The following is a 24,152-nucleotide window of genomic DNA, read 5'->3' on the forward strand; positions in this document are numbered from 1 at the left end:
CCAACGCGGGGAGTCCCTGTCGGGCAGGCGTGGGAGGCCCACCGCGGGATGTCCGTCACGGGCCGGCGCGGGAGGCGCGTAGCCGACCGGTGCCGGATCGCCCAAGCACGGTCGCCGCCGCTGCCCTGTGCCGGATCGCCCAAGGCCCTTCGGGTGCGCCTAGTCGCCCTTGGGGTCCGCGGGACGGCCGGAGGCGGAACCCGCCGGGCGGCCGGAGGTGGAGTCCGCGGGACGGCCGGAGGTGGAGTCCTCCGGCCGCTCCGCTCCGCGCTCGGCCTTGCCGGTGGAGCCTCCTGCAGGGGAGGCCACGGACGCGGCCGGCGACTCTTCGAAGTCGATCTTCTGGAACTGCTTGTTCATGCTCTTCATCAGCAACCACACAGCCCCGCCGAGCAGCGCGAAGACGATGAAGCCGAGGACGCCGGGCGTCACCTTGTTCTCGTCCAGCTCCTTGGCGAGGGGCACGAGCTGCGTCATGGTTGCGATCGTCATGGGTTCAATTCTGGCGGATGCCTGCGAAGAGGTCGTCCTCGGGTAGCGAGGTATCGACGAGCGACTTCGTCAGCTCGTACTCCTCCGTCGGCCAGACCTCCTGCTGGATCTCCATCGGAACCCGGAACCAGCCGCCGTCGGGGTCGATCTGGGTGGCGTGAGCGATCAGCGCTTTGTCCCGTACCGGGTAGAACTCGGCACAGGGCACGTGTGTGGTCAGATTCCGCTCGGTCCTCTGGATCTGCTTCCACCGGTCCAGCCACTCGCCGTACGGGGACTCCATCCCGCGGGAGATCAGCGCCTCGTGCAGGGCAAGGGTGCGGGGGCGGTTGAACCCCTGGTTGTAATAGAGCTTCAGCGGCTGCCAGGGCTCCCCGGCCTCCGGGTACTTGTCCGCATCGCCCGCGGCATCGAAGGCCACCATCGAGATCTTGTGGGTCATGATGTGGTCGGGGTGGGGGTATCCGCCGTTCTCGTCGTATGTGGTGATCACGTGCGGCCGGAATTCGCGGATCAGCTTCACCAGGGCGCCGGCCGCCTCGTCGACATCCTGCAGCGCGAAGCATCCGTCAGGAAGCGGCGGCAGCGGGTCGCCCTCGGGCAGACCGGAGTCCACGAACCCCAGCCACGCCTGCTTCACGCCCAGGATCTGCCGGGCCTCCTCCATCTCTTTGGCGCGCACCTCGTGGATGTGCGCCTCGATGTAAGGGTCGTCCTGCAGCTTGGGGTTGAGGATGGAGCCGCGCTCCCCTCCCGTGCAGGTCGCGACCAGCACGTCCACCCCCTCGGACACGTACTTGGCCATCGTCGCCGCGCCCTTGCTCGACTCGTCGTCGGGGTGGGCGTGGACTGCCATCAATCGCAGTTGCTCGGTCTCGGTCAAGACTTGATCCTCAGATCCTCAGTCACTGGTCGCGGCCCCCTCCGCCATCCGGAGAAGGCGCCTTCTATAGTGACCGAAACCAAGGGCCGTACATTCCGCGGTCCGTATTGCGGGAGGAACACGATGGCCGCCACGGGCGAGAAGAGCGCTGCCGGACGCTACGGCCGCAGCGTCGACGCCCGCGCGGACCGCAAGCTCAAGATCATCGGCGGGGTGCTCGGAGCGGCGATGCTCGGGGTGACCGGCTGGTTCGGTTTCAGCTATGTCACCGGCCAGAAGGTCAGCGGAGAGCTGATCAAATTCAAGGTCGTCTCGGACTCGGCCGCCGAGGTGCATCTGGAGGTCCGCAAGGACGCCGGGACGCCCGGAGTGTGCACCTTGCTCGCGCAGGCCGAGGACGGCTCGGAGGTCGGCTGGAAGGACCTCCGTTTCGACGAGCACCGGAGCCGGGTGGACAAGGTCGGCACCATCCGCACGACGCAGCGCGCGACGGCCGTGGAACTGATCGGCTGCAAGCCCGCGACCGGCGGGTGAATGGCGTTCACCACGCACCCTGACCTGCACTTATATGCGTTTAGGGGTATTCCTCCTCCCCGTTTCCGCTCGCAATTGTTAGGCTCGTGGTTTCGCCCACCTGTGACGGCGTAATGCTCCGGGGTAGGGCGTTGCTTTGTATTCCCAGTACCGACGAGGAGCACCTGTGACCCAGACCAGCGAGAACGTCACCTGGCTCACCCAGGAGGCGTACGACCAGCTCAAGGCCGAGCTGGATTACCTGTCGGGTCCCGCACGTGTCGAGATCGCCAAGAAGATCGAGGCGGCTCGGGAAGAAGGTGACCTGCGGGAGAACGGCGGGTACCACGCCGCCAAGGAAGAGCAGGGCAAGCAGGAGCTTCGCGTGCGCCAGCTCACTCAGCTTCTGGAGCACGCCAAGGTCGGCGAGGCCCCGGCGGACACCGGTGTGGTGGCCCCGGGCATGGTCGTGACCATCGCCTTCGACGGCGACCCGGACGACACCCTGACCTTCCTCCTCGCCTCCCGTGAGTACGCCAGCGCGGACGTCGAGACCTACTCGCCGCAGTCGCCGCTGGGCACCGGCGTGATGGGCAAGAAGATCGGCGACGCCGCCGAGTACGAGCTGCCGAACGGTGCCAAGGCCGCGGTGAAGATCCTGGAGGCCAAGCCGTACTCCGGCTGAGCAGCGCATACGCGTGAGCCCCCGGCCGGTCTCCCGGCCGGGGGCTCCGTCGTGCAGCACGCACGAGGTGCGGGACTGCGTCGTGCGGCGCGCATCTTGCAGTGCGCGTCTCGCGGGCGTGCAGTGTGCGTCGCCTCGGAGCCGCCACGCACCTGGCACCTGATACCTGGCACGGCGGCCTCGCCGGGCCAGGCGGCGGCCTCGCCGGGCCGCGCGGCCTGGTGGGGCTACGCGGTCGCCGAGCGGTACTTGCGCACCGCCAGGGTGCGGAACGCCGCGATGATCGCGATCGACCAGAGGACCGAGGCGAGCACCGGGTGCTGCATCGGCCAGGCGTCCGGCACCGGATAGTTCGCCGGAAGGTTGCCGAACAGTTCACGGCAGGCCTGCACCGTCGCGCTGAACGGGTTCCACTCGGCGATGTGGCGCAGCACGGTGGGCATGTTGTCCGCCGGCACGAAGGCGTTCGAGATGAACGTCAGCGGGAACAGCCAGATCAGACCGCCCGAGGTGGCGGCTTCCGGTGTCCGGACGGACAGACCGATCAGCGCGCCGATCCACGAGAAGGCGTAGCCGAGCAGGAGCAGCAGTCCGAACCCGGCCAGGGCCTTGATGAATCCGTCGTGGATCCGCCAGCCCACGATGACCGCGACCACGGCCAGGACGACGACGGTCAGTGCGGTCTGCACGAGGTCGGCGAGCGTACGGCCGGTGAGGACCGCGCCGCGCGCCATGGGCAGTGAACGGAAGCGGTCGATCAGCCCCTTGTGCATGTCCTCCGCGATGCCCGCACCGGCGCCTGCCGTGGCGAAGGTGACGGTCTGCGCGAAGATGCCCGCCATCAGGAACTGCCGGTAGGCGTTCGCGTCGAGTCCGGCGCCCGGGACATTGATCGAGCCGCCGAAGACGTAACTGAACAGCACCACGAACATGATCGGCTGGACCAGCCCGAAGATCACGACCTCGGGGATCCGGGCCATCCGGATCAGATTGCGCTGGGCGATGACCAGCGAGTCGCGGACGGACTGCCCTATGGCGCCGAACGTCCTCGGGCTCGCTGCGGGCGTACTGGTGGTCGTCGCGGCGGTCACTTGGCAGCCTCCTCTTGCCCGGACCCCGTCTTGGGCGCCCGGGCCTTCTTCCCTCCGGATGCGGACCCGGACTGTCCGTCCCGCCCGGCTTCGGCGTCCTCCTCGGCCTCCGCGGCATGCCCGGTCAGGGAGATGAAGACGTCGTCCAGAGTCGGCCTGCGCAGGCCGATGTCGTCGATTTCGATGCCGCGGGTGTCGAGCTCGCGGATGACCTCGGCAAGCAGCTTGGCGCCGCCGCTGACCGGGACGGTGACCTTCCGGGTGTGGTTCTCGACGCTGGCCTCGCCCTTGCCGAAGCCGCGCAGCAGCTCGGTGGTGTCGGCCAGACGCCCGGAGTCGTGGACGACAACCTCGACGCGCTCGCCGCCCGTCTGCGCCTTGAGCTGGTCGGAGGTGCCGCGCGCGATGACCTTGCCGTGGTCGATGACGCAGATGTCGTGCGCCAGGCGGTCGGCCTCCTCGAGGTACTGCGTGGTGAGCAGCAGCGTCGTGCCGCCCGCCACCAGCTCCTGGATGACCTCCCACAGGCCCTGCCGGTTCCGCGGGTCGAGACCGGTGGTCGGCTCGTCCATGAACATCACGGGCGGGCTGACGACCAGCGCCGCGGCCAGGTCCAGCCGCCGCCGCATGCCGCCGGAGTACGTCTTGGCGGTCCGGTCGGCCGCGTCGGCGAGGTTGAACCGCTCGAGCAGTTCGTCCGCGCGGGCTTTCGCGGCGCGGCTGCTCATCTGGTAGAGCTGGCCGACCATCCGGAGGTTCTCACGCCCGGTGAGGTACTCGTCGACGGCGGCGAACTGGCCGGAGAGGCCGATGGCCCGCCGGACCTCGTTGGGCTGCTGGACGACGTCGAGGCCGGCGACCACGGCCCTGCCCCGGTCGGGCTGCAGCAGTGTCGTCAGGACCCGTACGGCGGTGGTCTTGCCCGCGCCGTTCGGCCCGAGCAGACCCAGCACGGTGCCCTCGGGTACGTCGAGGTCGACGCCGTCCAGAGCCCTCACATCGCCGAAGGTCTTCACCAGACCTTCGGCGTAAATGGCGCCTGGCATGGAAGCAACTCCTGGATTTATGGGGTGATTTCGGATGTGTACGTGTGGGGAGTTTGCGTCCGGCATGGGCCGGCGGCGAAGCCTGGGTCGAAAGCTGTCGAGAGGACCGTACCGCAGACGCGATATGTCGCGATACTCCTGGAGGTTCAGAAAGTGCGCGGTTCACCACGGGCGGGAGGGAGTTCACGACATGTCGCGAGCGGCCGTCGAGAGATCCTCACCCGTCATGGCGCCGACGAACAGGGCACGAAGCACGAGGCACCAGGCACGCGGCTTGATGCGCTACAGGGCGCCACGTCACAGATGACGCGATGTGGCAGATGACACGACGCCGCCGCGCGGAACGCGAGATGTGGCGGGAACGCCTCGCAGAAACGTCACGCCATCACGGTGTAGCCCGCTTCACGCAGTGCCTTCCTCACCTCGGTGCAGTGCTCCGGACCCTTGCTCTCCAGGTGCAGCTCGACCTCCGCTTCCGCGAGCCCGAGCCGGGGATCGGTCCGTACATGGCTCACGTCGAGGACGTTAGCGTCGACCACTGACAACACCCCGAGGAGCGTCGCGAGCGCCCCAGGCCGGTCCGTCAGCCTCAGCCGCAACGACAGGTAACGCCCAGCCGCCGCCATACCGTGCCGCAGGATCCGCTGCATCAGCAGCGGATCGACGTTTCCGCCGGACAGCACCGCCACCACGGGACCCTCGAACGACTCGGGCCGCGACAGCAGAGCCGCCACCGGGCTCGCCCCGGCCGGTTCGACCACCAGCTTCGCGCGCTCCAGGCACAGCAGCAGTGCGCTGGAGAGCTCGTCCTCGGAGACGGTACGGACCTCGTCCACCAGATCGCCAATGATTTTGAACGGCACGTCCCCGGGTCGTCCGACCTTGATGCCGTCCGCCATCGTCGCCAGCGACTCCAGCGACACCGGCTCCCCGGCCTGCAGCGACGGCGGGTACGCGGCCGCACCCTCCGCCTGCACCCCGACCACCTTCACGTCCGGGCGCAGCGCCTTAACCGCCACCGCTATCCCGGCCGCGAGTCCCCCGCCGCCGATGCCGACGACGATCGTCCGCACCTCCGGGCACTGCTCGAGGATCTCCAGGCCCAGCGTGCCCTGCCCGGCGACCACGTCACGGTGGTCGAAGGGGTGGATGAGGACGGCTCCGGTCTGCTCCGCGTACTCCTGGGCCGCGCGCAGCGTCTCGTCCACGACCTGCCCGTGCATCCGCACCTCGGCGCCGTAGTCCCGGGTCGCGGCGACCTTGGGCAGCGGTGCGCCGACCGGCATGAAGACGGTGGAGCGCACCCCGAGCAGGGACGCGGCGAGCGCGACGCCCTGGGCGTGGTTGCCGGCGCTGGCCGCGACGACGCCCCTGGCGCGCTGCTCGGAGTTCAGGCCGGCGATCCTCACGTACGCGCCGCGCACCTTGAAGGAGCCGGTGCGCTGAAGGTTCTCGCACTTGAGGTGCACCGGGGCACCGACCAGGCCGGAGAGGTAGCGGCTCCCCTCCATGGCGGTGATCCGGGCGACCCCGGAGAGCATCTTGTGCGCCGCGCGCACGTCGTCGACGGTGATGTCGGACAGGGGCGGGGGCGCCGGAGCGGGGGTGTCGCCGTGCGATGGTGCCATGTGGCCAGTCTCGCAGTTCCCGCCCGTCCCGGCGGTCACGGGATTGTCGCGAGCCGGTACGGGTCGGGCCGAGGCCGCGTACCCTGTGCGCATCCACGACCGTCCTCACGAAGTGAGCTCAGGCCATGCCCACCACTCCGGACATGACGACCGCTCCTCCGCCCCCCGGCCGGGTGGCCTCCCTGGAGAGCGGTCTTCTCGACGACCTGCAGCACCAAGTGGCGCTCTTCGCCCGGCGAGCGGAGCAGACCCGTCTCGGCGGCATCGGACAGGTCCGCAACTCGATGGACCGCGCCGCGTATCTGCTGCTCAACCGCCTTGATCGGGAGGGGCCCATGGGCGTCAAGGCCCTCGCCGCCGGGATGGGCATCGACTCCTCCACGGTCACCCGCCAGGTCGCGCCGCTGGTCGACACCGGCCTGGTCAAGCGGACCTCCCACCCCGAGGACGGCCGAGCCGTCGTCCTCCAGCTCTCGGCCCGCGGCAAGGCCCGTCTCGACGAGGTGCGCTCGTCCAGGCGCCAGCTCATGGCGCTGCTGACGGAGGACTGGGCGGAGGAGGAGCGTGAGTCCTTCTGCGACCTGCTGACCCGCTTCAACGACGCGCTGTCGGCACGGATGGCGGCCGCGCCGCTGCAGGAGCCGCAGGCTTCCTGACGGGATCGGGCACCCGCCCGCCCCCACCGGCCCCATCGTGCCCATCCGGCACATGCGTCCGCCGTGTTGTCGTGCTGTCCCGACCCCTTGACCTGGGCCCGTCCCTGCCGTCTATTGAAGACGAGGAGGGCACGGTGCGAGAGCGGCGCGCGGAACAAGATCGCCGCCGGGCCCGGGAGTTCGAGGCATTCGTCGCGGGCGCGGCAGGCAGGCTCCTCCATGCCGCCACCCTGCTGACCGGCGACGCCGACGCCGCGGAGCGTCTGCTCACGGCGGCCCTGGCCAGGACGTACGCCGCGTGGGACGGCCTCCACGGCGAGGATCCGTACGAGCGCACCCGCCAGGAGCTCGCCACCCGCTTCGCCCGTACGCACTGGCGCCACCGCCGCCCTCGCGGCGGCGCGCTCGACCGACTCACCCCGCAGGAGCGCCTCGTCCTGGTGTTGCGGCTCTACGAAGGGGTGGCCGAGGAGCAGGCCGCGGCGCAGCTCGGTCTGCCGACCGAGCGGGTCCGCGCGATCTGCCTGCGGTCGGTGTCCGCGATGCGCAGCCGTCCCACGCCGCCGCCCCGGCCGGAGGTGGCCACCCCATGAGCCTTCCCGACCGCAAGCAGGAGGAGGTCCGCCGGATGCTGGACGGGCCGCATCCGGTGGTGCCGCCGGATCTCGCGGCACGGGCGGCCGACCGCGGACACCGGCTTCTCGCCCGCCGCCGGGTGGTACGGACCGTGGCCTGGATGGTTCTGCTGGCCGCGGTCGTGGCCTTCGCGGTGTGGGCGATCGTGGCCCAGCCCTGGATCGTGTCGCCGTCGGACACCACGCCGCCGCTGGACGGCTGGTAGCGGGGTCGCCGCGCACTCGGGCCGGACGGCGCCGACCGCGGTGGGCGTACGGCAGTTGACGGTCCGTCGCCGAGGAGCATCGGCCCGACGGCGCCGACCCAACGGCATCGGCCCCAGCAACGCCGACCCAACGGCATCGGGCCAGCAACGCCGACTCAACAGCATCGGCCAACGCCGTTGGGCCGACAGGCACTTCGCATCCCTCGTACGGCAGAGAGCCCAGGCGCACTGCCGCACGGGCGGCACCGGTCCTGGGCTCTCGCCGACGCGTGCCCCGCGACCGGCTCACGCACCCGACGCGTGCCCCGCGACCGGCTCACGCACCGACGCGGGCTCGGCGAACAGGGGGCGGCGATCAGCCCAGCGCCTGCGCCAGGTCCGACAGCAGGTCGTCCACCGCCTCGATGCCGACAGACAGCCGCACCAGATCCGCGGGCACCTCGAGGGCCGATCCGGCCGCCGACGCGTGCGTCATCCGTCCCGGGTGCTCGATCAGCGACTCGACGCCGCCCAGCGACTCGCCGAGGGTGAACAGCCGGGCCCGGTTGCAGACCTCCACCGCCGCCTGTTCCCCGCCGGTGACCCGGAAGGACACCATCCCGCCGAAGGACCGCATCTGCTTCGCCGCGATCTCGTGGCCCGGGTGCTCGTGCCTGCCCGGGTAGTAGACCTGCGTCACCTTGGGGTGGGCGACGAGCAGTTCGGCCACGCGCTCGGCGTTCGCACTGTGCCGGTCCATCCGGACGGCCAGGGTCTTGATGCCGCGCAGGGTCAGCCAGGCGTCGAAGGGGCCGGCGATCGCGCCCATCGCGTTCTGGTGGAAGGCGAGTTCGTCGCCGAGCGCGTCGTCGTTCACGACCAGGGCGCCGCCGACGACGTCGGAGTGCCCGCCCATGTACTTCGTCGTGGAGTGCACGACGATGTCCGCGCCGTGCGCCAGCGGCTGCTGGAGGTAGGGGCTGGCGAAGGTGTTGTCGACCACGAGCCGGGCGCCGGCGCCGCGCGCCAGGTCCGCGACCGCCCCGATGTCGGTGATGCCCAGCAGCGGGTTGCTGGGCGTCTCGACCCAGATCACCTTGGTGCGCGGGGTGAGTGCGGCCCGTACGGACGCCAGGTCGGTGGTGTCCGCCACCGACCACTTCACTCCCCATCGCTCGGCGACCTTGGAGAAGAGCCGGAAGGTGCCGCCGTAGGCGTCGTCGGGGATGACCACGTGGTCGCCGGGCACGAGCAGGGTGCGCAGCAGGCAGTCCTCGGCCGCCAGTCCGGAGGCGAAGGCCAGTCCGCGCCGGCCGCCTTCCAGGGCTGCGATGTTCTGCTCGAGAGCGGTACGGGTCGGGTTGGCGGAGCGGCTGTACTCATAGCCGCCGCGGAGCCCGCCGACACCGTCCTGCTTGTAGGTCGACACCTGGTAGATCGGCGGGACGACGGCGCCCGTGAGCGGGTCCGCCTCCTGTCCGGCGTGGATCGCCCGGGTCTCGAAGCCGTGGTACTCGTGCTGCTGCTGGTACTCGTCGGTCATGAGCCGAGCGTAATGCGCCACACTGACTGTGCGCTCATTCCTCGGACGACAGACCTCGGAAGACCTCGGACGAGGGCCCCGCACAAGGCCCTCGTGCACGACCGGACTCAGGACACGGACCTCTTCATGGACATAATGATCATCCTGCTCGGCCTGGTCATGATCGGCGGAGTCCTCGTGGTGCCCGCCCTGCTGCGTCAACGCGGCGGCCGGCAGGCGCTGCGCGGCCACGACAGCGCCGTCGACCCCTACGCGGGGTACGGCTTCGCGCCGCCGGAGCGTCTCGACGTCACGCTGCCGGGCCCCGACCCGGAGCTGGCCGAGGTCCTGGAGGAGATCCGGCGCACCCAGGACTGGCACCCGGCCGCGCAACTGCTGGCCACCACCGCCTCGGCCGAGGACCGGGAGCTGCGCTGGCAGCGCGTCCAGACCCTTGCGGGCGCGGCGGCCGTCGAGCTGGCGCAGGCGCCGGGCGAGGGCGGCAAGTGGCTGCGGACCTGGCGGGTGGACGCGCCCAAGGAGGCGGGCGGCGCGGTCGTGCACGCGGAGTTCCTGGTGCGGCAGGCGCGGCAGTCGCAGGCCGGGCCGGGTTCGGAGGAGTACCGGATCATCCTGGAGGAGGCGCGGACGGTGTGCGGCGAGGCCGCGCTGCTCGCTCCGGGCGACCCGACGCCGTACATCGTCGAGCTGGCCGTGGCGCGCGGGCTCGGCTACCGGGAGGCCGACTTCGAGGAGCTGTGGACCAAGATCACCTCACGCGCCCCGGATCACATGGGAGCGCACCTGGCCGCCCTGCACCACTGGTGCGAGAAGTGGCACGGCTCCAAGGAGAAGGCGGATGCCTTCGCCCAGGGCGCGGCGGCGACCGCGCCCGAGAAGAGCCTGCTCCCGGCGCTGCCGCTGTTCGCGGTCTTCGAGCATCTGCCCGAGGTGAACATGGTCCAGGGCCTCTACCGGAGCGAGGTCGTCACCCGCGCCGTCCAGGGCGCGCTCTTCGCGGCCCGCTCCGTGCCCGCCGACCATGCGGTGCTGCCGCACGTACGCCATCTGCTCGTCTGGTTCCTGGTGCGCGCCGAGCACTACGGCGAGGCGATGGAGCAGCTCGGGCACGTGGACGGGCATGTGGGCGCGGTGCCGTGGTCGTACCAGCCGGACCCGGCGGCGGCGTACGTGGTCTACCGCGCGCAGGCGGTCGCGGGGTGGGAGCAGTCGGGCGGAAGCCCGGCGACGATGCCGCGCTGAGAACACGGCCGATGCCGGAGGGACGCCATCGAGCCCCGGAGCGTGGAATTCCGGGACCCGTACGGACGTTGTCATGGGCGGACGCACCATGCCGAGGAGTCGCCCCATGTTCCTGAACCGCAAGCCGCAACTGCCCACCGCCGAGGAGACTCTGCGCGGCCGTGAGACGCCGGAATTCACCGTTCCGGAGCGCCACACGGTCCTCGGCAACCCGCTGCTGGGCCCCTACCCCCAGGGCCTGGAGGTGGCCGACTTCGGGCTGGGCTGCTTCTGGGGCGCGGAGCGCACGTTCTGGCAGATCCCGGGGGTGTGGACCACCCTGGTCGGCTACCAGGGCGGGCACACGCCGAACCCGGCGTACGAAGAGGTGTGCAGCGGTCTGACCGGGCACACCGAGGCGGTCCGCGTCGTCTTCGACCCCGAGGTCCTCTCGTACGACGCCCTGCTCAAGGCCTTCTGGGAGGCGCACAACCCCACCCAGGGCTTCCGCCAGGGCAACGACGTCGGCACCCAGTACCGCTCGGCGGTCTACACCCACTCCCCCGAGCAGCAGGCGGCGGCGGAGGCCTCCCGCGACGCGTACCAGCCGGTGCTGACGAAGGCCGGGCACGGCGAGATCACCACGGAGATCCTCCCGTCGCAGGACCGCCCGTTCTACCCGGCAGAGCCGTACCACCAGCAGTACTTGGACAAGAACCCGAACGGCTACTGCGGCATCGGCGGCACGGGCGTCTCCTGCCCGGTCGGGGTCGCCAGGGCGGACGGGTGACCGCACCGCCCTCCTGACGCGGGTCCCTCCCGCTGCCCGACCGGACCATGTTCCGCGCACCAACGCCCGCGCATCTGCGCGGAGTTGTGACAACCACCGGACGGCGCGTCATGCTTGGACCATGACGGAGGGGCGGCGTGCGCCGGACAGGCCGCCCCCGTCACGGGACGGCTCGACGCGCCAAGCGCCGGGCTCGGCGCCCACCGGGGACGAGGAGGCCGCGTTGCCGTTCGGACGGAGCCGTGATCTGCGTCTGCCCACACCCGAGGAGGCCCCGCCGGGCCGGACCGCGCCCCCGTACGAGGTGCCCGGGAAACACAGCGTGCTCGGGACGGCGTTGCAGGGCCCCTACCCCGAGGGCTGCGAGGTCGCCGACTTCGCACTGGGCTGCTTCTGGGGCGCCGAGCGCCGGTTCTGGCAGCTCCCGGCGGGCATCTGGACGACCGTGACCGGCTTCCAGGGCGGCCGCACCCCGCACCCGGTGGACGATGAGATCCGCACCGGGCTGACGGGGCACGCGGAGACGGTGCGAGTGGTCTTCGACCCCGCGAAGACCACGTACGAACGGCTGCTCCGGCTCTTCTGGGAGTCCCACGACCCCACCCAGGGCTTCCGCCAGGGCAATGACGTGGGCACCCACGTGAGGTCGATCCTCTTCACCCACTCCCCCGCCCAGCGCGCGGCGGCCGAGCAGTCCAGGACGCGCTACCAGCATGCCCTGTCCGCCTCGGGATACGGCGAGATCACCACGGAGATCCTCCCTGCCGAGGACCACCCGTTCTACCCGGCGCGGGGGTACCACCAGCAGTACCTGGACAAGAACCCGGGCGGATACTGCGGCCTCGGCGGTACGGGCGTCTCCTGCCCGACCGGTGCTACCGGGGCGAGCGACTGAACACGGGCCGGATTCAGCACACTTGCCGCGCCGCTCACGTCCTTGCGCTCCTTTCCCGCCTCGGCGGTACGCACAGCCACGCCAGGCCCGCCGCCATCAGGTACGCGAGTGCCCCGGCGGCCATGCTGGTGCGCACGCCCGCCGTGTAGTCGGTGGCTGTGGCGAGCAGGGTGCCGCCGAGTGCCACGCCGGTGGCGCTGCCGATCTGGCGGGTGGTGTTGAAGAGGGCGGAGGCGGTCCCCGAGTACCCCGCGGGTGCGGCTCCCATCACGGTGGTGGTCGAGCCGGTGAGCGCGAACGAGGTACCGAACCCCGCGGCCATCATCGGGGCCACGAGCAGCACGTAGGCGGGGTCGTCTCCCGCCGCGGCCCAGCCGGCCAGTCCCAGGGCGGCCAGGAGCATGCCGGTGACCACCAGCGGGCGATCGCCGGTTCTGCGGGCCAGGCGCCCGGACAGGACGGAGGCGAACATCGTCATCGCCACCGCGGGGAACAGCGCAAGCCCGGTGCCGAGGGCGCTGTACCCGCGCTGGTGCTGGAAGTACAGGCTGGCGGTGAACACCATGCCGTAGAAGCCGAAGTTGAACAGCAGACCGATGACGGCTCCCCCGCTCATCGCACGCGAGTGCAGCAGGTTCAGGGGAAGGGCGGGGTCCCGGGCCAGCCGCTCGCGTACGGCGAACGCGGCGGCGGCCGTCACCGCGAGGCCCGCCGCCGTCAGGACTGCCGGATCGGTCCAGCCGCTCCGGCCGGCCTCGTTGAGCGCGGCGGTCAGCAGGGCCACGGCCGCCACGACCGCGCACTGCGCGGGCCAGTCCAGGGCGCGGGCGGCGTGCCGCGGCGAGGGCGCCACGTACCGGCGTGTCAGCAGCAGGCAGGCGATGCCGACGGGCAGGTTGATGAGGAACACCCACCGCCAGCCGACCGTCGAGACGAGCAGCCCGCCCAGCAGCGGCCCGGCGGAGGCCGCGATGCCCGCCATCGAACCCCATAGCCCGAAGGCCCACGAGCGCGCGGCCGGAGCCGTGTAGGCCTGCTGGAGCAGCGCCAGGGAACCGGGCACGATCAGCGCCGCACCGATGCCCTCGACCAGTCGGGCGGCCACCAGGGTCGGGACGTTCTGCGCGAGCGCACACACGGCCGAGGACGTGGTGAAGACCGCGACACCGGTACAGAAGATCCGCCGGTTTCCCAGCCGGTCGCCCAGTGCGCCACCGGTCAGCAGCAGTCCGGCGAAGGCCATCGTGTACCCGTTGGTGATCCACTGGATCCCGGTGAGCGAGGCGGACAGCTCACGGCCCACCACCGGTACGGCGACGTTGATGATCGTCACATCGAGGATCACCATGAAGTACCCGGCGCACACGGCCAGAAGCGGTCCCCGGAACCGCTGCCGACCGGACCCCGGGGACGGCGCAGGAGAGGGCGCGGGTTCACCACTCCCGGCCGGATCCGCGAACGGCACGTCCTCAACTCCATCCCGTACGCGGACGCTCGGCACCGAAAATTCACCATACGGAGCATAAGGTGCAGATCGCCGAGTCCCGCGGGATGTCGATGTCGACGGTCCTCAGGTCGTGCGCGCCGACGCCCCGGACGTGGACGGAGGGGGCGGTCGAGTCGTTCTCATGATGAGCCCTGACGTTGCGCGATCGCGGCGGCCGGGAGGGCGGTTCGCCGCCCGGGCCGGGCCGGGGACGCGCCTCGCCATGCCTAACCGCCTCCCGGCCCGTCCGCTTCCGGCGTGCCCGGGTACGGCGGTGCCTCTCCCGACGGCCCCGCCAGTTCGCGTTCGATCCAGCGGCAGATGACGTCCACGACATAGGCCCGCTCCGCGCGGCCGAGGGCTCTTCCCTCGGGGATGTGGTGGCAGCGCAGGAGACAGGTGCGGCAGCACGTTCCCGTCGCGTGCTGGGCGACGAAGACGGGGTGGCCGCGATACGGGGTCTGCTTGCCGTCCTTGTACGGCTCGGCCGGGGCCAGGCGCTTGTTGACGAGGTCGTACGCGTGCCAGCGCAGCGTGGACGGGCCGTTGAGTTCGGCGATGGCACGCTCGCGGCCACGCAGACGGAACTTCGCGCGGAACGGATGCCGCGCGATCGTGTCCAGCCGAACGTCGAGCGCGTCCGGCCTCGGTTCGGGCATCGCACACTCCGGATGAGGACGGTGCGGGAGGGCCCCTACCCGGGACCCGGCGGCCGGGATTCCTTGCCCGGGGAGGACTCCCTCGCGGCCTGCACCGCTATGTCAACCGGTCGAGCATGCCGCGCAGTCGGCCGACGGCGGCTTCGATGTCCACGTACTTGTACTGCCCTGCCTGTACTTCCGCGGACAGCACACCGCAGCGGTGCGCCCGGGCGAAATCGCCGTAGGGGAACTCGTACCGGCCTTTGCCGTCGTCGGGCTGCTCGTCGTCGATGCCCAGGTACCACTTGGCGTACTCACCGGACCCGTGCCGCTCCAGGAACTCGTCCTCCCGGGCCGCGCTGGGCCGGTGCTCGCTCCATGCGTCGCGGTCGTCGAGGACCGCTTCCTCGGCCTGGATCAGCTTCTTGGCGTGGCCGTACGCCCGCTCGTTGAGGGTGACCGCCATGCGTTCTCACCTCCGCCGGCTCCGGTCTTCCGCGTCCGTGCCGATGACGGTCGGCGTGCGTGATGACCGGGTTCGCCCGACCGGACTTCGGCTCCTCATCAGCCGTTTCGGGGGCTGATGGGGTTCTCCGACCCAGCCTACGCTTCGGCCCGGGGCGCTCTCCGGTGCCGCCCGCCGACCGCGGGCGCCGGGGGCCGGGGCCGGGGGCCGGGGGCCGGGGGCCGAGTGGTCATTCCCGGTCCGGTGACGGTGGCAGTGCGGCCTCCGCGTCCAGCGCGCCGGCGGTGGCGTGGTGGAGGCCGTCGCTGTCGATGATCTTCCTGAGCGGGTTGGCGGGCAGGAGCCTGGGCGAGCGCTGGATCACCACCATGGCCGCGTCGTCCCCCAGGGGTCCGCCGACGTGCGCGAGGAGGTCGTCACGGATGTGCTGCAACAGCGCCTCGGGTCCGCTGCCGGACCATTGGGCGACGCGTTCGGCGAGCGGGTAGAAGGACCGGTCGGGCGCCCGCGCCTCGGTCACACCGTCGGTATGGAGCAGGAGGGTGTCGTCGTCCTCGAAGGCGAAGGTGTCGAGGGTGAGACCGGTCCGGGGCAGATCGCACAGGCCGAGCGGGGGCTCGGCGTCACGGGCGTACAGGGCGGTCACGCGGCCCTCGCGCAGCAGCAGGGGCGGCGGATGGCCGCAGTTGACCATCTGCGTCCTCGGGTCCCCGTCGGGGATGTCGAGCATCAGCGCGGTGACGAAGTGCTCGTGCAGGTCACCCGGCGCCTCGAAGTGCGCGCCGTGATCGGCCAGATGCCGGCAGATGCTGTTCTCCAGGGTCCCGGCGAGTTCGAGCAAGGTGGCGCAGCGCGGCGCGGCCTCCCGGAAGGCACCCATGAGCACGGATGCGTCGCTGATGGAGGTCAGGCCCTTGCCGCGGACGTCGCCGATGATCAGGCGCGCCCCGGTCGCCGTCCGGGTGGCCGCATACAGGTCCCCGCCGATGTGCGCCTCGTCCTCGGCGGCCATGTACAGCGAGGCGATCCGCAGCGGGCCCATACGGTGCGGCAGCGGGCGCAGCACCACCCGCTGTGTCGCCTCGGAAACCGAGCGCACCCGGGCCAGTTCCCGGGTACGGCGCTCACGCTGGGCGCAGAAGATCACCAGGAGGAGCGAGATCACCGTCAGGGCGGCGATCTGGACCTGGTGGTTGGCGGTCAACCCGCCGCGCAGCATCGCGATCACGGTCTGGGCGATCACGGCCAGCGCGCCGACCAGCGCGGTCATGCGCGGGCCGGCGAACGAGGGCGTGATCGCGGGGGCGACGACCAGGAGCGGACCGAGATGGATGTGGGCCGGGGCCAGGACGCCCGCGACCGTGATCGCCACGATCAGCGCGAGAGGAATCGCCAGCAGCGCGTGGCCCGGCTGCCATGGTCGCCGCAGATCCGCGATGCGCCTCCGGAGGCCCATACAACCACTGTGCACCCCTGCCGTGGCTCCGTCAGGCGGAAGCGCACGGCACCGCCCGCGACCGGGACGGGGACGGGGACGGGGACCTCAAGGTGCGCGGCCGGACTGCGGTCGGTCTGCGGTCTGTCGGTCGGCGCTCGGCCTGCACTCGGCCGGCCGGGACGAGTGGGGATCACCCCGATACAGGAGGCGGGCGTCCACCGTTTTGACCGGCACATCCCCCATGTCGCTGTTTCGTAATACCAGACAGTACAAAGCACCCCCTTCCGTACTGTGAACGATCTCGCCGCGCGAACCGTGCGCGGCCGTCCCGAGGGGGGACCCCATGAACCGTGTCCGCACCATAGCCGCGGCTGCCGTTGCCGCCGGCCTGGCCACCGCCGTGCTCGTGCCGGCCCAGGCGCAGGCCGCCGGCTCCGTGCATCTGTACAAGGTCCATTACGACAGCCCGGGCTCGGACACCGGCAGCAACTCCAGCCTGAACGGCGAGTACGTGCAGATCCGCAACACCACCAGCCGGGCCGTCAGCCTCAAGGGCTGGACGGTGACGGATGCCTCCAACCACAAGTACACCTTCGGCACGTACTCGCTCGGTGCCGGCAAGACCGTCACCGTCCGCACCGGCAAGGGGACCAACTCCTCGTCGACGCGGTACCAGAACCGCGGCTCGTACGTCTGGAACAACACCAGCGACAAGGCCACCCTGCGCAAGTCGACGGGGACGAGCGTCGACACCTGCTCGTACAACTCCTCGCGCGCCGACTACAAGATGTGCTGACGCGGGAGCCACGACAGGGGGCAGCCCCTCCGCGGACTGCGCGGAGGGGCTGCCCCTTCGGCCTTCGACCGTCCGGACCTCAGGCCGTTCGGCACATTGGCGGGCTCGGCCGTCGGTCCTGCGGACCTTCTGCTCAGCGGCGACCGGCCTTCTTGGGCGGAACCGTCACCGGACGGTCGTCCTTCAGCTCGCCGAAGAGCTTCTTGGCCTGGGACTCGTTCCACTGCACGGCGCTGCCCTTGGACGTCTGCAGCGCCAGGTTGGAGACGGGGACGTTGAGTCGCTTGCCGTTGCCGCTCGATACGCCCTTCATCGCCCGGAACATGGACGTGAGGTTCTCCAGCCCGGTGTCCTTGTCCACGATGAGCGTGTCCAGACCGGCTTCCATGGTCGAGTAGAGCTTGGACGGGCTGAGCATGGTGTCGGACTCCCCGGCCTTGCGGGCGAGGGCGGCCAGGAACTTCTGCTGGTTCTGGGAACGGCCCAGATCGCCCTCGGCCTCCTGGTGGCGCTGCCGGACGAACGCGAGCGCATTCTGCCCGTTGAGGGTCTGGCAGCCCTTCTTCAGATCGGCGCCCGACTTCTTGTCCCTGATGTCCCGGTCGAGGCAGACGTTCACGCCGCCGACCGAGTCGACGATGTTCACGAAGCCCGCGAAGCCGATCTCCGCGTAATGATCGATCTTCAGGCCGGTGTTGAGCTCCACGGTCCGTACGAGGAGTTCGGGTCCGCCGATCGAGAACGCCGCGTTCAGCTTGTTCTTGCCCTTGGGCACGTGCTTGCCCGTCTCGGGGCGGAGATACCCCGGGACGGTGACCCAGGAGTCGCGGGGCAGGCTCATCATCGTCGTGCCCTCCGCACCCACGTGCATGAGGATCATCGAGTCGGTGCGCCGCCCCTCGGCCGTCCCGGTGTGCAGGTTCTTCCGGTCGTCGTTCGACAGGCCGTCGCGGCTGTCGGAGCCCACGATCAGGTAGTTGGTCCCCTTGCCGCCCGAGGGACGGTCCTGGACCTTGCCGAGATCGACCTCGCGGTTGAGCTTGGAGTCGGCCCAGGCGTAACTGGACACGGAGGCGACGGCCGCCACCGTGACCACGCCGATCACCGTCTTCCTCAGCCGGCGGCGCGGACGGCTGCCGTTGTCGGCGTTGCGTACGCGCCGGGGCGGCAGATGGCTTCCGCCGCCGATGCCCTGGCCTTCGAGGTGGGCGAACCGCGGATGGCTCCGGCCGTCGTCCTCGGGGCTCGCGAACCCGTGCGCGGGTGTGGTCGCACCGTCGGGTACGGGTATGGGCAGCCGCGGATCGGTAGCGGGTCCGGCCGTCCCCTGCTCGGGGGTGTCGTGCTCCGACGGCGTGTGCTGGATGATCCGCACCGGCTGTGCGGGGGTGCCGCTTCCGGGAGCGCCGGTCCCTTCATCCGGGGTGCGGGGATCCGCGAAGAGCGCGTCCGGATCCACGTACCCGGCCTGCGGGGCCGGGAAGACGGCGTCCGGATCCACGAAACCGCCCTGCGGGTCCGCGAAACCACCCTGCGGGACGGCGAAGTCCGTCTGGGGGTCGGCGAAGCCCGTCTGGGGGTCGGCGAAGCCCGTCTGCGGGTCGGCGTACACGGCCTGGGAGTTCACGTATGCGGTGTGGGGGTCCGCATACGTGAAGTCCGCGCCCGTGGCCGCGTAGCCGTCGAAGGGGTCCGCGTAGCCCGTCTGTGCGTCGGCGTAGCCGGTACCCGGACCGGCATACGCGGTGTGGGGGTCCGCGTAGCCGCCGTACGGGTCGCCGTAGCCGGTCTGCTGCGGGGCGGCGTGGCCGCCGTACGGGTCAACGGACCCGCCGTAGCCGTCGGTGGCCCCTCCGTAGGGGTCCGCGTAGCCGACGTGGGCCGCCGCATGGCCGGCGTTCGGGTCGGCGTAGGCGCCGTACCCGTCCGCGTAGCCGCCGTGCGGAGCCGCGGAACCGCCGTAGGCGTCACGGGAGTCCGCGTAGGGGTCCGCGAAGCCGCCGTACGGATCGGCGGTGTTGGTCCAGTCTTCGTGCCAGTCGTTCATGTGGGGTGTGGGGTCGGGTGTGGGGGGAGGGCCAGAGTGACCTCCGGACGCCGCGGCGAGCGGGTCCGAGGGTCCGGCCGTGTACCTATTCATCTGCGGTTCCAGCGTTCCGAACAGCGGTGAGGAAAGGGAGTTCCATCACGATGACGTTCCTTCCATGCCGGTGGGGGGTTGTTCGGCAGTAGAGGGCGTCGCTACTTATTGCCCTTCTTTCTACGGTCGGAGGCCGTGGGTCAGTTCAATGACAACGGTTCACCGACCGGTTCTTCCAGCCGGTACTGGTCTGCGGTACCGGAGCGGTGCATGCGATGCCACTTCAGCCGGCTGCCGAGCAGCGCGGTGACCACGGACTGAATGGTCACCAGGTACATCAGCTGCCGGTAGACGATCAGTTGGAGCGGCATCACCCATAGTGTTCTCAATTTCTCGCCGTCCAGACGCAGCGCGTAGCCGGCACCGAACATCTGGACACCCAGGAAACCGAGCCACACCGCGACCCAGAGGGCCGAGTCGAGGAACAGCGCCCCGTACAGGGCGAAGAGGTCCACGATCGGCGCGAACAGCGGCAATATCACCTGGAAGACCACCAGATACGTCAGCCCGCGGCGGCCGAAGCGACCGGGCGGACCCATCTCCAGGACCGCCCTGCGGTGCTTCCAGATGGCCTGAAGTGTGCCGTAGCACCAGCGGTAGCGCTGGCGCCACAACTGGCTGAGTTTCACCGGTACTTCGGTCCAGGCGATGGCGGACTCCTGGTACACCACCCGCCAGCCCGCACGCCACAGAGCCATCGTGAGGTCGGTGTCCTCGGCGAGGGTGTCCTCGCTCACACCGCCGACGCCCATGAGGGCGTCCCGGCGGTAGGCACCGATGGCTCCGGGGACCGTCGGCATGCACTCCAGCACCTCGAACATGCGGCGGTCGAGGTTGAACCCGAAGACGTACTCCAGGTGCTGCCACTTGCCGAGCAGACGCCGCCGGTTGCCCACCTTGGTGTTGCCGCTGACCGCGCCGATGGCCGGGTGGGCGAGCGGCTGGATCAGGTGGTACATGGCGTCCGGCTCGAAGACGGTGTCGGCGTCGACCATCACGACGATGCCGTACTCCGCGTAGACCAGGCCGGTGTTGAGGGCCGCCGCCTTGCCCGCGTTGGGCTGGCGGACCACCATGACGCGCGGATCGTCGATCGCGGCGGCGATCTCCGCCGTCGCGTCCGTCGAGCCGTCGTCGATCACGATGATCTGCAGGTACGGGTGGGTGGAGTCGAGGAGCGAGAGCACGGTCGACTGGATGCCGGCCTCTTCGTTGTACGCCGGGATGAGGACGGTCACCGGCTCGGTGATCTCCCGTAGCCAGGGCGATCCGGGGCGGAAGCGGCCGATGCGCCGGACATGGGCCCGGGCGAAGACCATGAGCAGCACCAGGCGCAGCAGCGCGAGCCCGCCGCCGATCCCGAGCACCCACGTCATGGTGTCGACGAAGAAGTGCCCGATCGTCTGCACCGTGATCAGGCCCTCGCCCTGCCAGCGACTGGCCGCGGACGCACGGGCGTCGGTCCGGCGCTCCCCGAGGCCGTCCGACACGGTGGTGAACCGGACCTTCTGATTACGGAGCAGCTTTTTCGTCTCTTGGTACGCGATGTCCGTATTGCTGAACTGCCGGATCAGGCCCTGCTCCGGCTTCCGGAACGGCCGGTCGGCCGCGACCAGGGTGTAGCCCTCGGCGGCCACCCGCTCCGCCGCCGTCCACTCGCCGCCGCACATCGTGTCGGCCTGCGTCGTGAGCGGAAGGCGCGCCAGGTCGGTCTTCACACCCCCGGCGCCGGCCAGCGCCGACTGCGTGAGCGACATCTCGAGCCGGGTGCGAGCGGCCGACACCTGACCGAGGTCGACCCCGGTGTAGGTGTACGAGCCGATCTCGTGGCCCTCGTCGCGGATCCGCTCCACCAGGTCGGGATGCCGGGCCACTTGAGCGCCGGAGAGGAAGAACGTCGCCCGCGCCTTGTGGTGGCGCAACAGCTCGAGCAGGCGCGGCGTCCAGACCGGGTCGGGCCCGCCGTCGAAGGTGAGCGCAACGGTACGGGGCGGCATGGCCGCCGTGGTCACCTTGCCGCCCTTGATGCGCACGACCGGCTTCCCGCTGTCCGCGGCCTTGGGCACGGGTGTGCTGCAGGCACGCTTCGTCTGGGCCGCACCGACCTCGTAGGTGGTCCAGCCCTCGAAGAGCAAGGCAGCGGCAACCGCGGTGATCGCGACGATCAGCAGCAGCCAGTGCCCGCGCGGGTCACGACTCCGCGCGTGGCGTGCGCTCACGTGGCATTGCCTCCCCCTGGGGCCGACAGGACGTACGCCGGGACCGGCGCGGTTCTGTCATGGCCCGGGGACGGGACGACTGCCGGGGAACCCTCGCCGTGGGGGGCGGACGGCGAGGAGTCACCGCGCGTAGCGTCACTGCGCGCGGGAGTGGCGGTGGGGGTCGTGGCGGAGACGCCGGACGGCTCGTAGCGCGGATGCGGCTGCGACTGGGACTGCTGCTCCAGCACTCCGGAGAGCGCGGCGATGAGCAGCAGCAGGTAGCCGGCGCAGGCACATCCCACCGCCATGGCCACGAACCACAGAAACCGTCTGCGCCGACCGGAAGAATCCACAAATATCTGGACCTGACTGCGCGCTCCCCGGCGCCCGCTTCGTTTCCGTCCCGTCGTAGCCATAGCGGGCGAGTGTAGTCAGCCTCGAACAGGAGTGTGCAACGAAGAGTAAAGCTTGCTCATCGGACACCCGTGTCGGTACTTGACGTCATCGCCCCGTTCATCTGCCAACCCCATGCAATCCCCCCTTCTGAGCTGGAGATTCGAAGGAGCGGAGGCCGTCACGTCATCGACTGTTCCACCGGAGGACACCAGTCCGTGATCTCCGCTACACCTGCCGGACGGCCCTCATCACCGCTGGTTTGTCTAGGCCTTTTGCGGGTTCGAAGCCCGGAATCCGGGTGGAATACGGGCGTTGAATGCGGGAAAGCGGGCGGTGAGGAGCGAGTGCGCGAAAAACGCATCGGCCCCGACTCAGAGGCGTGCCCTGAACCGGGGAAGTGCGCCGGGTTGTGACGCGCGGCACGGGCACGCAGCGAACGCGGCGAGCGCGGAGCCGTTCGGGAGAGGAGCCCGGACCCGTACCTGCGCAAGGTTCCGCTGGTCGCGGTCTCCTCCGTCAGCGCGCCGCGCTCGGCATCCGCATCGCCGTACCGGGTGGGCATGTTGCGGTTGGACGAGGCGTCCGTGTCCGCACAGTGAGCGTCGTTCGGCCGTCGCTCGACGGGGCGTTCGCTCGACAGGGCGTTCCCCCCTGGCGAACAAGGCGGTGGGGCTTGCGCAGTTGCTGTCGAGCCGCCCGCGCTGCGCGACGTTCCACTGGATCAGCTCACCACCCGTCGACCCACCCCCGCCATCGCCGCGGGCCCGTCCGCGACTGCGGCCCGGCACCCAGCGACGCCAAGGGCTCGCCGCCGGGACCACCATCGCCGCGGTCGCGATCTTCTGAACCCGCATGTCCGTCTCCCGGAGACGGAGTGAGAGACCTTGAACCACTCCGGCAACGGCGTGCGCCGGCGTACAGGCATGCACACGCGCGGCATCCCCCCGCGCACCGCGCATCGCGTGGCCACGACACGGATTGCAAACGATCATCGACAACCCATGTCTTTTCGGGGCAGCCCTATCTACGCTCGGACGTACCGGGCAGGCCCGGCCCGGTACGTTCTGGGAGGCCTCTTGTTCAACGTCGCCGAAGAGCTCTTCTCACCCGGTCGTCAGCACACGGAGGAGGAGCGGCAGCGGCACGAGCTGTGCATCGACGACGTCGGTGACAGCGATCCCGCCCGCGGACCGATCGATCTCTCCTCCGGCAAAGTCGTCGTGCGGCAGGCCCGCGACGACGACAGCGGCTGACTTCCCTGGTCAGCGCAGGGGCCCGCCCGGACCTCGACCGGCTCCGGTTGCCGCTGCGCCCTGTCGGGTGTGCGCTGGTGGTGGGAGAGAGCCCCCACCGGGAGGAGCCCGCCATGGCCGCGTCCGCGCACCCCTCGATCACGGCGAGGTCCACCCCCGCCCTGCCCGCCGGGCGCCATCACTCCAAGGCGTTCGTGGGCGTTCCGCTGGTGCTCGGCATCTGCTACGGCCTCTACGCCGCTTTTCTGACCAGCAACAACGGTGCGTCCAATACGCGGATCATGGTGGAGTCGTTCGTCGGCGGCGCGGTGGTCGCCGTACTGTGCTTCGCCGTCGCAGCGGTCCAGAGCCGCCTGCCGCGGGAGCTGCGCGGCGCCGCGTACGGGGTGCTCTTCGGCTGCGCGATGGGCTACCTGCTGTCCCTCAGTGACGAGACCTGGCTGAAGTCCGTCTTCCTCGGCCTGTTCCTCGGCGCCGCGATGGGCGTGATCGTCTTCTACGTTCGCTACACGCGCGAGACCTGACCGGCCGCAGGGTTCGGACGCCGCCGGGCGCGCAGGCGGAAGGGCCACCCATGACGCTGTCGGTGTCATGCGCAAGGATGGCGGGATGACTCAGCCATTCACCGTTCGGATCACCGTCCGTGGCTACGAGACGGACTCGCAGGGCCACCTCAACACCGGCGTGTACATGCAGTACGGGGAGCATGCTCGCTGGTCCCTCGTCCAGGCCTCCGGGATCCGGCAGAGCGAGCTGGTCGAGAAGTCCGTGGGCCCGGTGAACCTGGAGAGCACGATCCGCTTCCACCGGGAGCTGCGCGCCGGTGACGAGGTGGATGTGACCTGCACGTTCGTCTGGGGCGAGGGCAAGACCTTCCGCGTCGAGCAGACCTTCCTCCGGGACGGGGAGCTCGTCGCGGAGCTGACCAGCGTCGGCGGGATGATGGATCTCCGTGCGCGGCGGCTGCTGCCCGATCCCCGCGCCACCTTCCGCGAGTTCGCCTCCGACCCGGCGGTCCTCGGCCTCTGACGCCCGGGCACGACAGCGAAGCCGACGGGCAGCATGGCAGCGG

At 70.4% G+C, this 24,152-nt stretch carries 25 protein-coding genes; 12 read left to right on the forward strand and 13 right to left on the reverse strand.

The genetic code is table 11. The annotated features are described in order from the left end of the window. Positions 1-159: 159 nt before the first annotated feature. Entirely contained in the window at positions 160-492 is a 333-nt protein-coding gene (locus ACGFNH_RS11665) for a hypothetical protein (RefSeq protein WP_393652853.1), read from the reverse strand. A 4-nt stretch (positions 493-496) separates the two neighbouring features. After that, positions 497-1,348 carry a mycothiol conjugate amidase Mca gene (mca, locus tag ACGFNH_RS11670; RefSeq protein WP_393652941.1) on the reverse strand — a complete coding sequence of 284 codons (852 nt, stop codon included), beginning with the start codon at positions 1,346-1,348 and terminating at the stop codon, positions 497-499. 150 nt (positions 1,349-1,498) lie between these two features. Between mca and ACGFNH_RS11675 the strand changes: the two genes are divergently transcribed. Both ACGFNH_RS11675 and greA read left to right on the forward strand, forming a co-directional pair. Beyond that, on the forward strand, positions 1,499-1,909 hold the full coding sequence (locus tag ACGFNH_RS11675; RefSeq protein WP_393652854.1) for a DUF4307 domain-containing protein: 411 nt from the start codon (positions 1,499-1,501) through the stop codon (positions 1,907-1,909). A gap of 166 nt (positions 1,910-2,075) precedes the next feature. Further along, positions 2,076-2,573: a transcription elongation factor GreA gene (greA, locus tag ACGFNH_RS11680; RefSeq protein WP_393652855.1), complete on the forward strand. Its 498-nt coding sequence runs from the start codon at positions 2,076-2,078 to the stop codon at positions 2,571-2,573. Positions 2,574-2,800: 227 nt separating this feature from the next. On the opposite strand, the gene ACGFNH_RS11685 is transcribed toward greA, so the two are convergent. From ACGFNH_RS11685 to ilvA, 3 genes are all read right to left on the reverse strand, one after another. After that, positions 2,801-3,664, reverse strand: a complete 864-nt coding sequence (locus ACGFNH_RS11685) for an ABC transporter permease (RefSeq protein ID WP_393652856.1) — start codon at positions 3,662-3,664, stop codon at positions 2,801-2,803. Beyond that, positions 3,661-4,710: an ATP-binding cassette domain-containing protein gene (locus ACGFNH_RS11690; RefSeq protein WP_393652857.1), complete on the reverse strand. Its 1,050-nt coding sequence runs from the start codon at positions 4,708-4,710 to the stop codon at positions 3,661-3,663. Before ACGFNH_RS11690 ends, ACGFNH_RS11685 begins: the two co-directional genes overlap by 4 nt. Before the next feature lie 377 nt (positions 4,711-5,087). Further along, the gene (gene ilvA / locus ACGFNH_RS11695) at positions 5,088-6,338 is read right to left on the reverse strand and encodes a threonine ammonia-lyase (RefSeq protein ID WP_393652858.1); all 1,251 of its coding nucleotides are present in this window, start codon (positions 6,336-6,338) and stop codon (positions 5,088-5,090) included. Positions 6,339-6,463: 125 nt separating this feature from the next. Here ilvA and ACGFNH_RS11700 point away from each other — a divergent pair, with 125 nt between their 5' ends. The 3 genes from ACGFNH_RS11700 (at position 6,464) to ACGFNH_RS11710 (ending at position 7,835) form a co-directional block, all read left to right on the forward strand. Continuing rightward, entirely contained in the window at positions 6,464-6,994 is a 531-nt protein-coding gene (locus tag ACGFNH_RS11700; RefSeq protein ID WP_393652859.1) for a MarR family winged helix-turn-helix transcriptional regulator, read from the forward strand. A gap of 134 nt (positions 6,995-7,128) precedes the next feature. Further along, positions 7,129-7,587, forward strand: coding sequence for a sigma factor-like helix-turn-helix DNA-binding protein (locus tag ACGFNH_RS11705; RefSeq protein WP_393652860.1), 459 nt, complete (start codon positions 7,129-7,131; stop codon positions 7,585-7,587). Beyond that, positions 7,584-7,835, forward strand: coding sequence for a hypothetical protein (locus tag ACGFNH_RS11710; protein ID WP_393652861.1), 252 nt, complete (start codon positions 7,584-7,586; stop codon positions 7,833-7,835). The genes ACGFNH_RS11705 and ACGFNH_RS11710 overlap by 4 nt, the downstream gene beginning before the upstream one ends. Before the next feature lie 355 nt (positions 7,836-8,190). Here ACGFNH_RS11710 and ACGFNH_RS11715 read toward each other — a convergent pair whose 3' ends face one another. Continuing rightward, positions 8,191-9,357: a cystathionine gamma-synthase gene (locus ACGFNH_RS11715; RefSeq protein WP_393652862.1), complete on the reverse strand. Its 1,167-nt coding sequence runs from the start codon at positions 9,355-9,357 to the stop codon at positions 8,191-8,193. Between the two features lie 126 nt (positions 9,358-9,483). Between ACGFNH_RS11715 and ACGFNH_RS11720 the strand changes: the two genes are divergently transcribed. The 3 genes from ACGFNH_RS11720 to msrA (ACGFNH_RS11730) all read left to right on the forward strand — a co-directional run bounded on the left by ACGFNH_RS11720 (position 9,484) and on the right by msrA (ACGFNH_RS11730) (position 12,263). Next, the gene (locus ACGFNH_RS11720) at positions 9,484-10,599 is read left to right on the forward strand and encodes a hypothetical protein (protein WP_393652942.1); all 1,116 of its coding nucleotides are present in this window, start codon (positions 9,484-9,486) and stop codon (positions 10,597-10,599) included. 106 nt (positions 10,600-10,705) lie between these two features. Then, a complete protein-coding gene (gene msrA, locus ACGFNH_RS11725) occupies positions 10,706-11,368 on the forward strand; it encodes a peptide-methionine (S)-S-oxide reductase MsrA (protein ID WP_393652863.1) in 663 nt (220 codons plus the stop codon). Positions 11,369-11,591: 223 nt separating this feature from the next. After that, entirely contained in the window at positions 11,592-12,263 is a 672-nt protein-coding gene (msrA, locus tag ACGFNH_RS11730) for a peptide-methionine (S)-S-oxide reductase MsrA (RefSeq protein ID WP_393652864.1), read from the forward strand. Between the two features lie 34 nt (positions 12,264-12,297). On the opposite strand, the gene ACGFNH_RS11735 is transcribed toward msrA (ACGFNH_RS11730), so the two are convergent. The 4 genes from ACGFNH_RS11735 to ACGFNH_RS11750 all read right to left on the reverse strand — a co-directional run bounded on the left by ACGFNH_RS11735 (position 12,298) and on the right by ACGFNH_RS11750 (position 16,312). After that, on the reverse strand, positions 12,298-13,629 hold the full coding sequence (locus ACGFNH_RS11735; RefSeq protein WP_393652865.1) for an MFS transporter: 1,332 nt from the start codon (positions 13,627-13,629) through the stop codon (positions 12,298-12,300). A 347-nt stretch (positions 13,630-13,976) separates the two neighbouring features. Beyond that, positions 13,977-14,408 carry a DUF4186 domain-containing protein gene (locus tag ACGFNH_RS11740; RefSeq protein ID WP_393652866.1) on the reverse strand — a complete coding sequence of 144 codons (432 nt, stop codon included), beginning with the start codon at positions 14,406-14,408 and terminating at the stop codon, positions 13,977-13,979. Positions 14,409-14,505: 97 nt separating this feature from the next. Then, a complete protein-coding gene (locus tag ACGFNH_RS11745; protein WP_393652867.1) occupies positions 14,506-14,856 on the reverse strand; it encodes a hypothetical protein in 351 nt (116 codons plus the stop codon). A gap of 229 nt (positions 14,857-15,085) precedes the next feature. Further along, a complete protein-coding gene (locus tag ACGFNH_RS11750; protein WP_393652868.1) occupies positions 15,086-16,312 on the reverse strand; it encodes a PP2C family protein-serine/threonine phosphatase in 1,227 nt (408 codons plus the stop codon). Between the two features lie 325 nt (positions 16,313-16,637). Between ACGFNH_RS11750 and ACGFNH_RS11755 the strand changes: the two genes are divergently transcribed. Then, the gene (locus ACGFNH_RS11755; protein WP_393652869.1) at positions 16,638-17,090 is read left to right on the forward strand and encodes a lamin tail domain-containing protein; all 453 of its coding nucleotides are present in this window, start codon (positions 16,638-16,640) and stop codon (positions 17,088-17,090) included. A 133-nt stretch (positions 17,091-17,223) separates the two neighbouring features. Here the strand turns inward: ACGFNH_RS11755 and ACGFNH_RS11760 are convergent, their stop codons facing one another. From ACGFNH_RS11760 to ACGFNH_RS11770, 3 genes are all read right to left on the reverse strand, one after another. Then, positions 17,224-19,137, reverse strand: coding sequence for an LCP family protein (locus tag ACGFNH_RS11760; RefSeq protein ID WP_393652870.1), 1,914 nt, complete (start codon positions 19,135-19,137; stop codon positions 17,224-17,226). A gap of 233 nt (positions 19,138-19,370) precedes the next feature. Continuing rightward, on the reverse strand, positions 19,371-21,449 hold the full coding sequence (locus ACGFNH_RS11765; protein WP_393652871.1) for a bifunctional polysaccharide deacetylase/glycosyltransferase family 2 protein: 2,079 nt from the start codon (positions 21,447-21,449) through the stop codon (positions 19,371-19,373). Then, positions 21,446-21,739: a hypothetical protein gene (locus ACGFNH_RS11770; RefSeq protein WP_393652872.1), complete on the reverse strand. Its 294-nt coding sequence runs from the start codon at positions 21,737-21,739 to the stop codon at positions 21,446-21,448. The genes ACGFNH_RS11765 and ACGFNH_RS11770 overlap by 4 nt, the downstream gene beginning before the upstream one ends. Positions 21,740-22,903: 1,164 nt before the next feature. On the opposite strand from ACGFNH_RS11770, the gene ACGFNH_RS11775 reads away from it, so the two are divergent. The 3 genes from ACGFNH_RS11775 to ACGFNH_RS11785 all read left to right on the forward strand — a co-directional run bounded on the left by ACGFNH_RS11775 (position 22,904) and on the right by ACGFNH_RS11785 (position 24,109). After that, a complete protein-coding gene (locus ACGFNH_RS11775; RefSeq protein WP_393652873.1) occupies positions 22,904-23,080 on the forward strand; it encodes a DUF6191 domain-containing protein in 177 nt (58 codons plus the stop codon). A gap of 113 nt (positions 23,081-23,193) precedes the next feature. Continuing rightward, positions 23,194-23,604 carry a hypothetical protein gene (locus ACGFNH_RS11780; protein WP_393652874.1) on the forward strand — a complete coding sequence of 137 codons (411 nt, stop codon included), beginning with the start codon at positions 23,194-23,196 and terminating at the stop codon, positions 23,602-23,604. Between the two features lie 85 nt (positions 23,605-23,689). Further along, positions 23,690-24,109, forward strand: coding sequence for an acyl-CoA thioesterase (locus ACGFNH_RS11785; RefSeq protein ID WP_393652875.1), 420 nt, complete (start codon positions 23,690-23,692; stop codon positions 24,107-24,109). Positions 24,110-24,152: the final 43 nt, after the last annotated feature.

It is taken from the genome of Streptomyces sp. NPDC048639, from assembly GCF_043199075.1.
GTDB lineage: Bacteria > Actinomycetota > Actinomycetes > Streptomycetales > Streptomycetaceae > Streptomyces.

Bases quoted from the DNA above. Each gene is read 5' to 3' on its own strand.
- ACGFNH_RS11665 (WP_393652853.1), bottom strand. From the start codon at position 492: ATGACGATCGCAACCATGACGCAGCTCGTGCCCCTCGCCAAGGAGCTG.
- mca (WP_393652941.1), bottom strand. From the start codon at position 1,348: ATGGCAGTCCACGCCCACCCCGACGACGAGTCGAGCAAGGGCGCGGCG.
- ACGFNH_RS11675 (WP_393652854.1), top strand. From the start codon at position 1,499: ATGGCCGCCACGGGCGAGAAGAGCGCTGCCGGACGCTACGGCCGCAGC.
- ACGFNH_RS11690 (WP_393652857.1), bottom strand. From the start codon at position 4,710: ATGCCAGGCGCCATTTACGCCGAAGGTCTGGTGAAGACCTTCGGCGAT.
- ilvA (WP_393652858.1), bottom strand. From the start codon at position 6,338: ATGGCACCATCGCACGGCGACACCCCCGCTCCGGCGCCCCCGCCCCTG.
- ACGFNH_RS11700 (WP_393652859.1), top strand. From the start codon at position 6,464: ATGCCCACCACTCCGGACATGACGACCGCTCCTCCGCCCCCCGGCCGG.
- ACGFNH_RS11710 (WP_393652861.1), top strand. From the start codon at position 7,584: ATGAGCCTTCCCGACCGCAAGCAGGAGGAGGTCCGCCGGATGCTGGAC.
- ACGFNH_RS11715 (WP_393652862.1), bottom strand. From the start codon at position 9,357: ATGACCGACGAGTACCAGCAGCAGCACGAGTACCACGGCTTCGAGACC.
- ACGFNH_RS11720 (WP_393652942.1), top strand. From the start codon at position 9,484: ATGGACATAATGATCATCCTGCTCGGCCTGGTCATGATCGGCGGAGTC.
- msrA (WP_393652863.1), top strand. From the start codon at position 10,706: ATGTTCCTGAACCGCAAGCCGCAACTGCCCACCGCCGAGGAGACTCTG.
- ACGFNH_RS11740 (WP_393652866.1), bottom strand. From the start codon at position 14,408: ATGCCCGAACCGAGGCCGGACGCGCTCGACGTTCGGCTGGACACGATC.
- ACGFNH_RS11745 (WP_393652867.1), bottom strand. From the start codon at position 14,856: ATGGCGGTCACCCTCAACGAGCGGGCGTACGGCCACGCCAAGAAGCTG.
- ACGFNH_RS11750 (WP_393652868.1), bottom strand. From the start codon at position 16,312: ATGGGCCTCCGGAGGCGCATCGCGGATCTGCGGCGACCATGGCAGCCG.
- ACGFNH_RS11755 (WP_393652869.1), top strand. From the start codon at position 16,638: ATGAACCGTGTCCGCACCATAGCCGCGGCTGCCGTTGCCGCCGGCCTG.
- ACGFNH_RS11760 (WP_393652870.1), bottom strand. From the start codon at position 19,137: ATGAACGACTGGCACGAAGACTGGACCAACACCGCCGATCCGTACGGC.
- ACGFNH_RS11770 (WP_393652872.1), bottom strand. From the start codon at position 21,739: ATGGCGGTGGGATGTGCCTGCGCCGGCTACCTGCTGCTGCTCATCGCC.
- ACGFNH_RS11780 (WP_393652874.1), top strand. From the start codon at position 23,194: ATGGCCGCGTCCGCGCACCCCTCGATCACGGCGAGGTCCACCCCCGCC.
- ACGFNH_RS11785 (WP_393652875.1), top strand. From the start codon at position 23,690: ATGACTCAGCCATTCACCGTTCGGATCACCGTCCGTGGCTACGAGACG.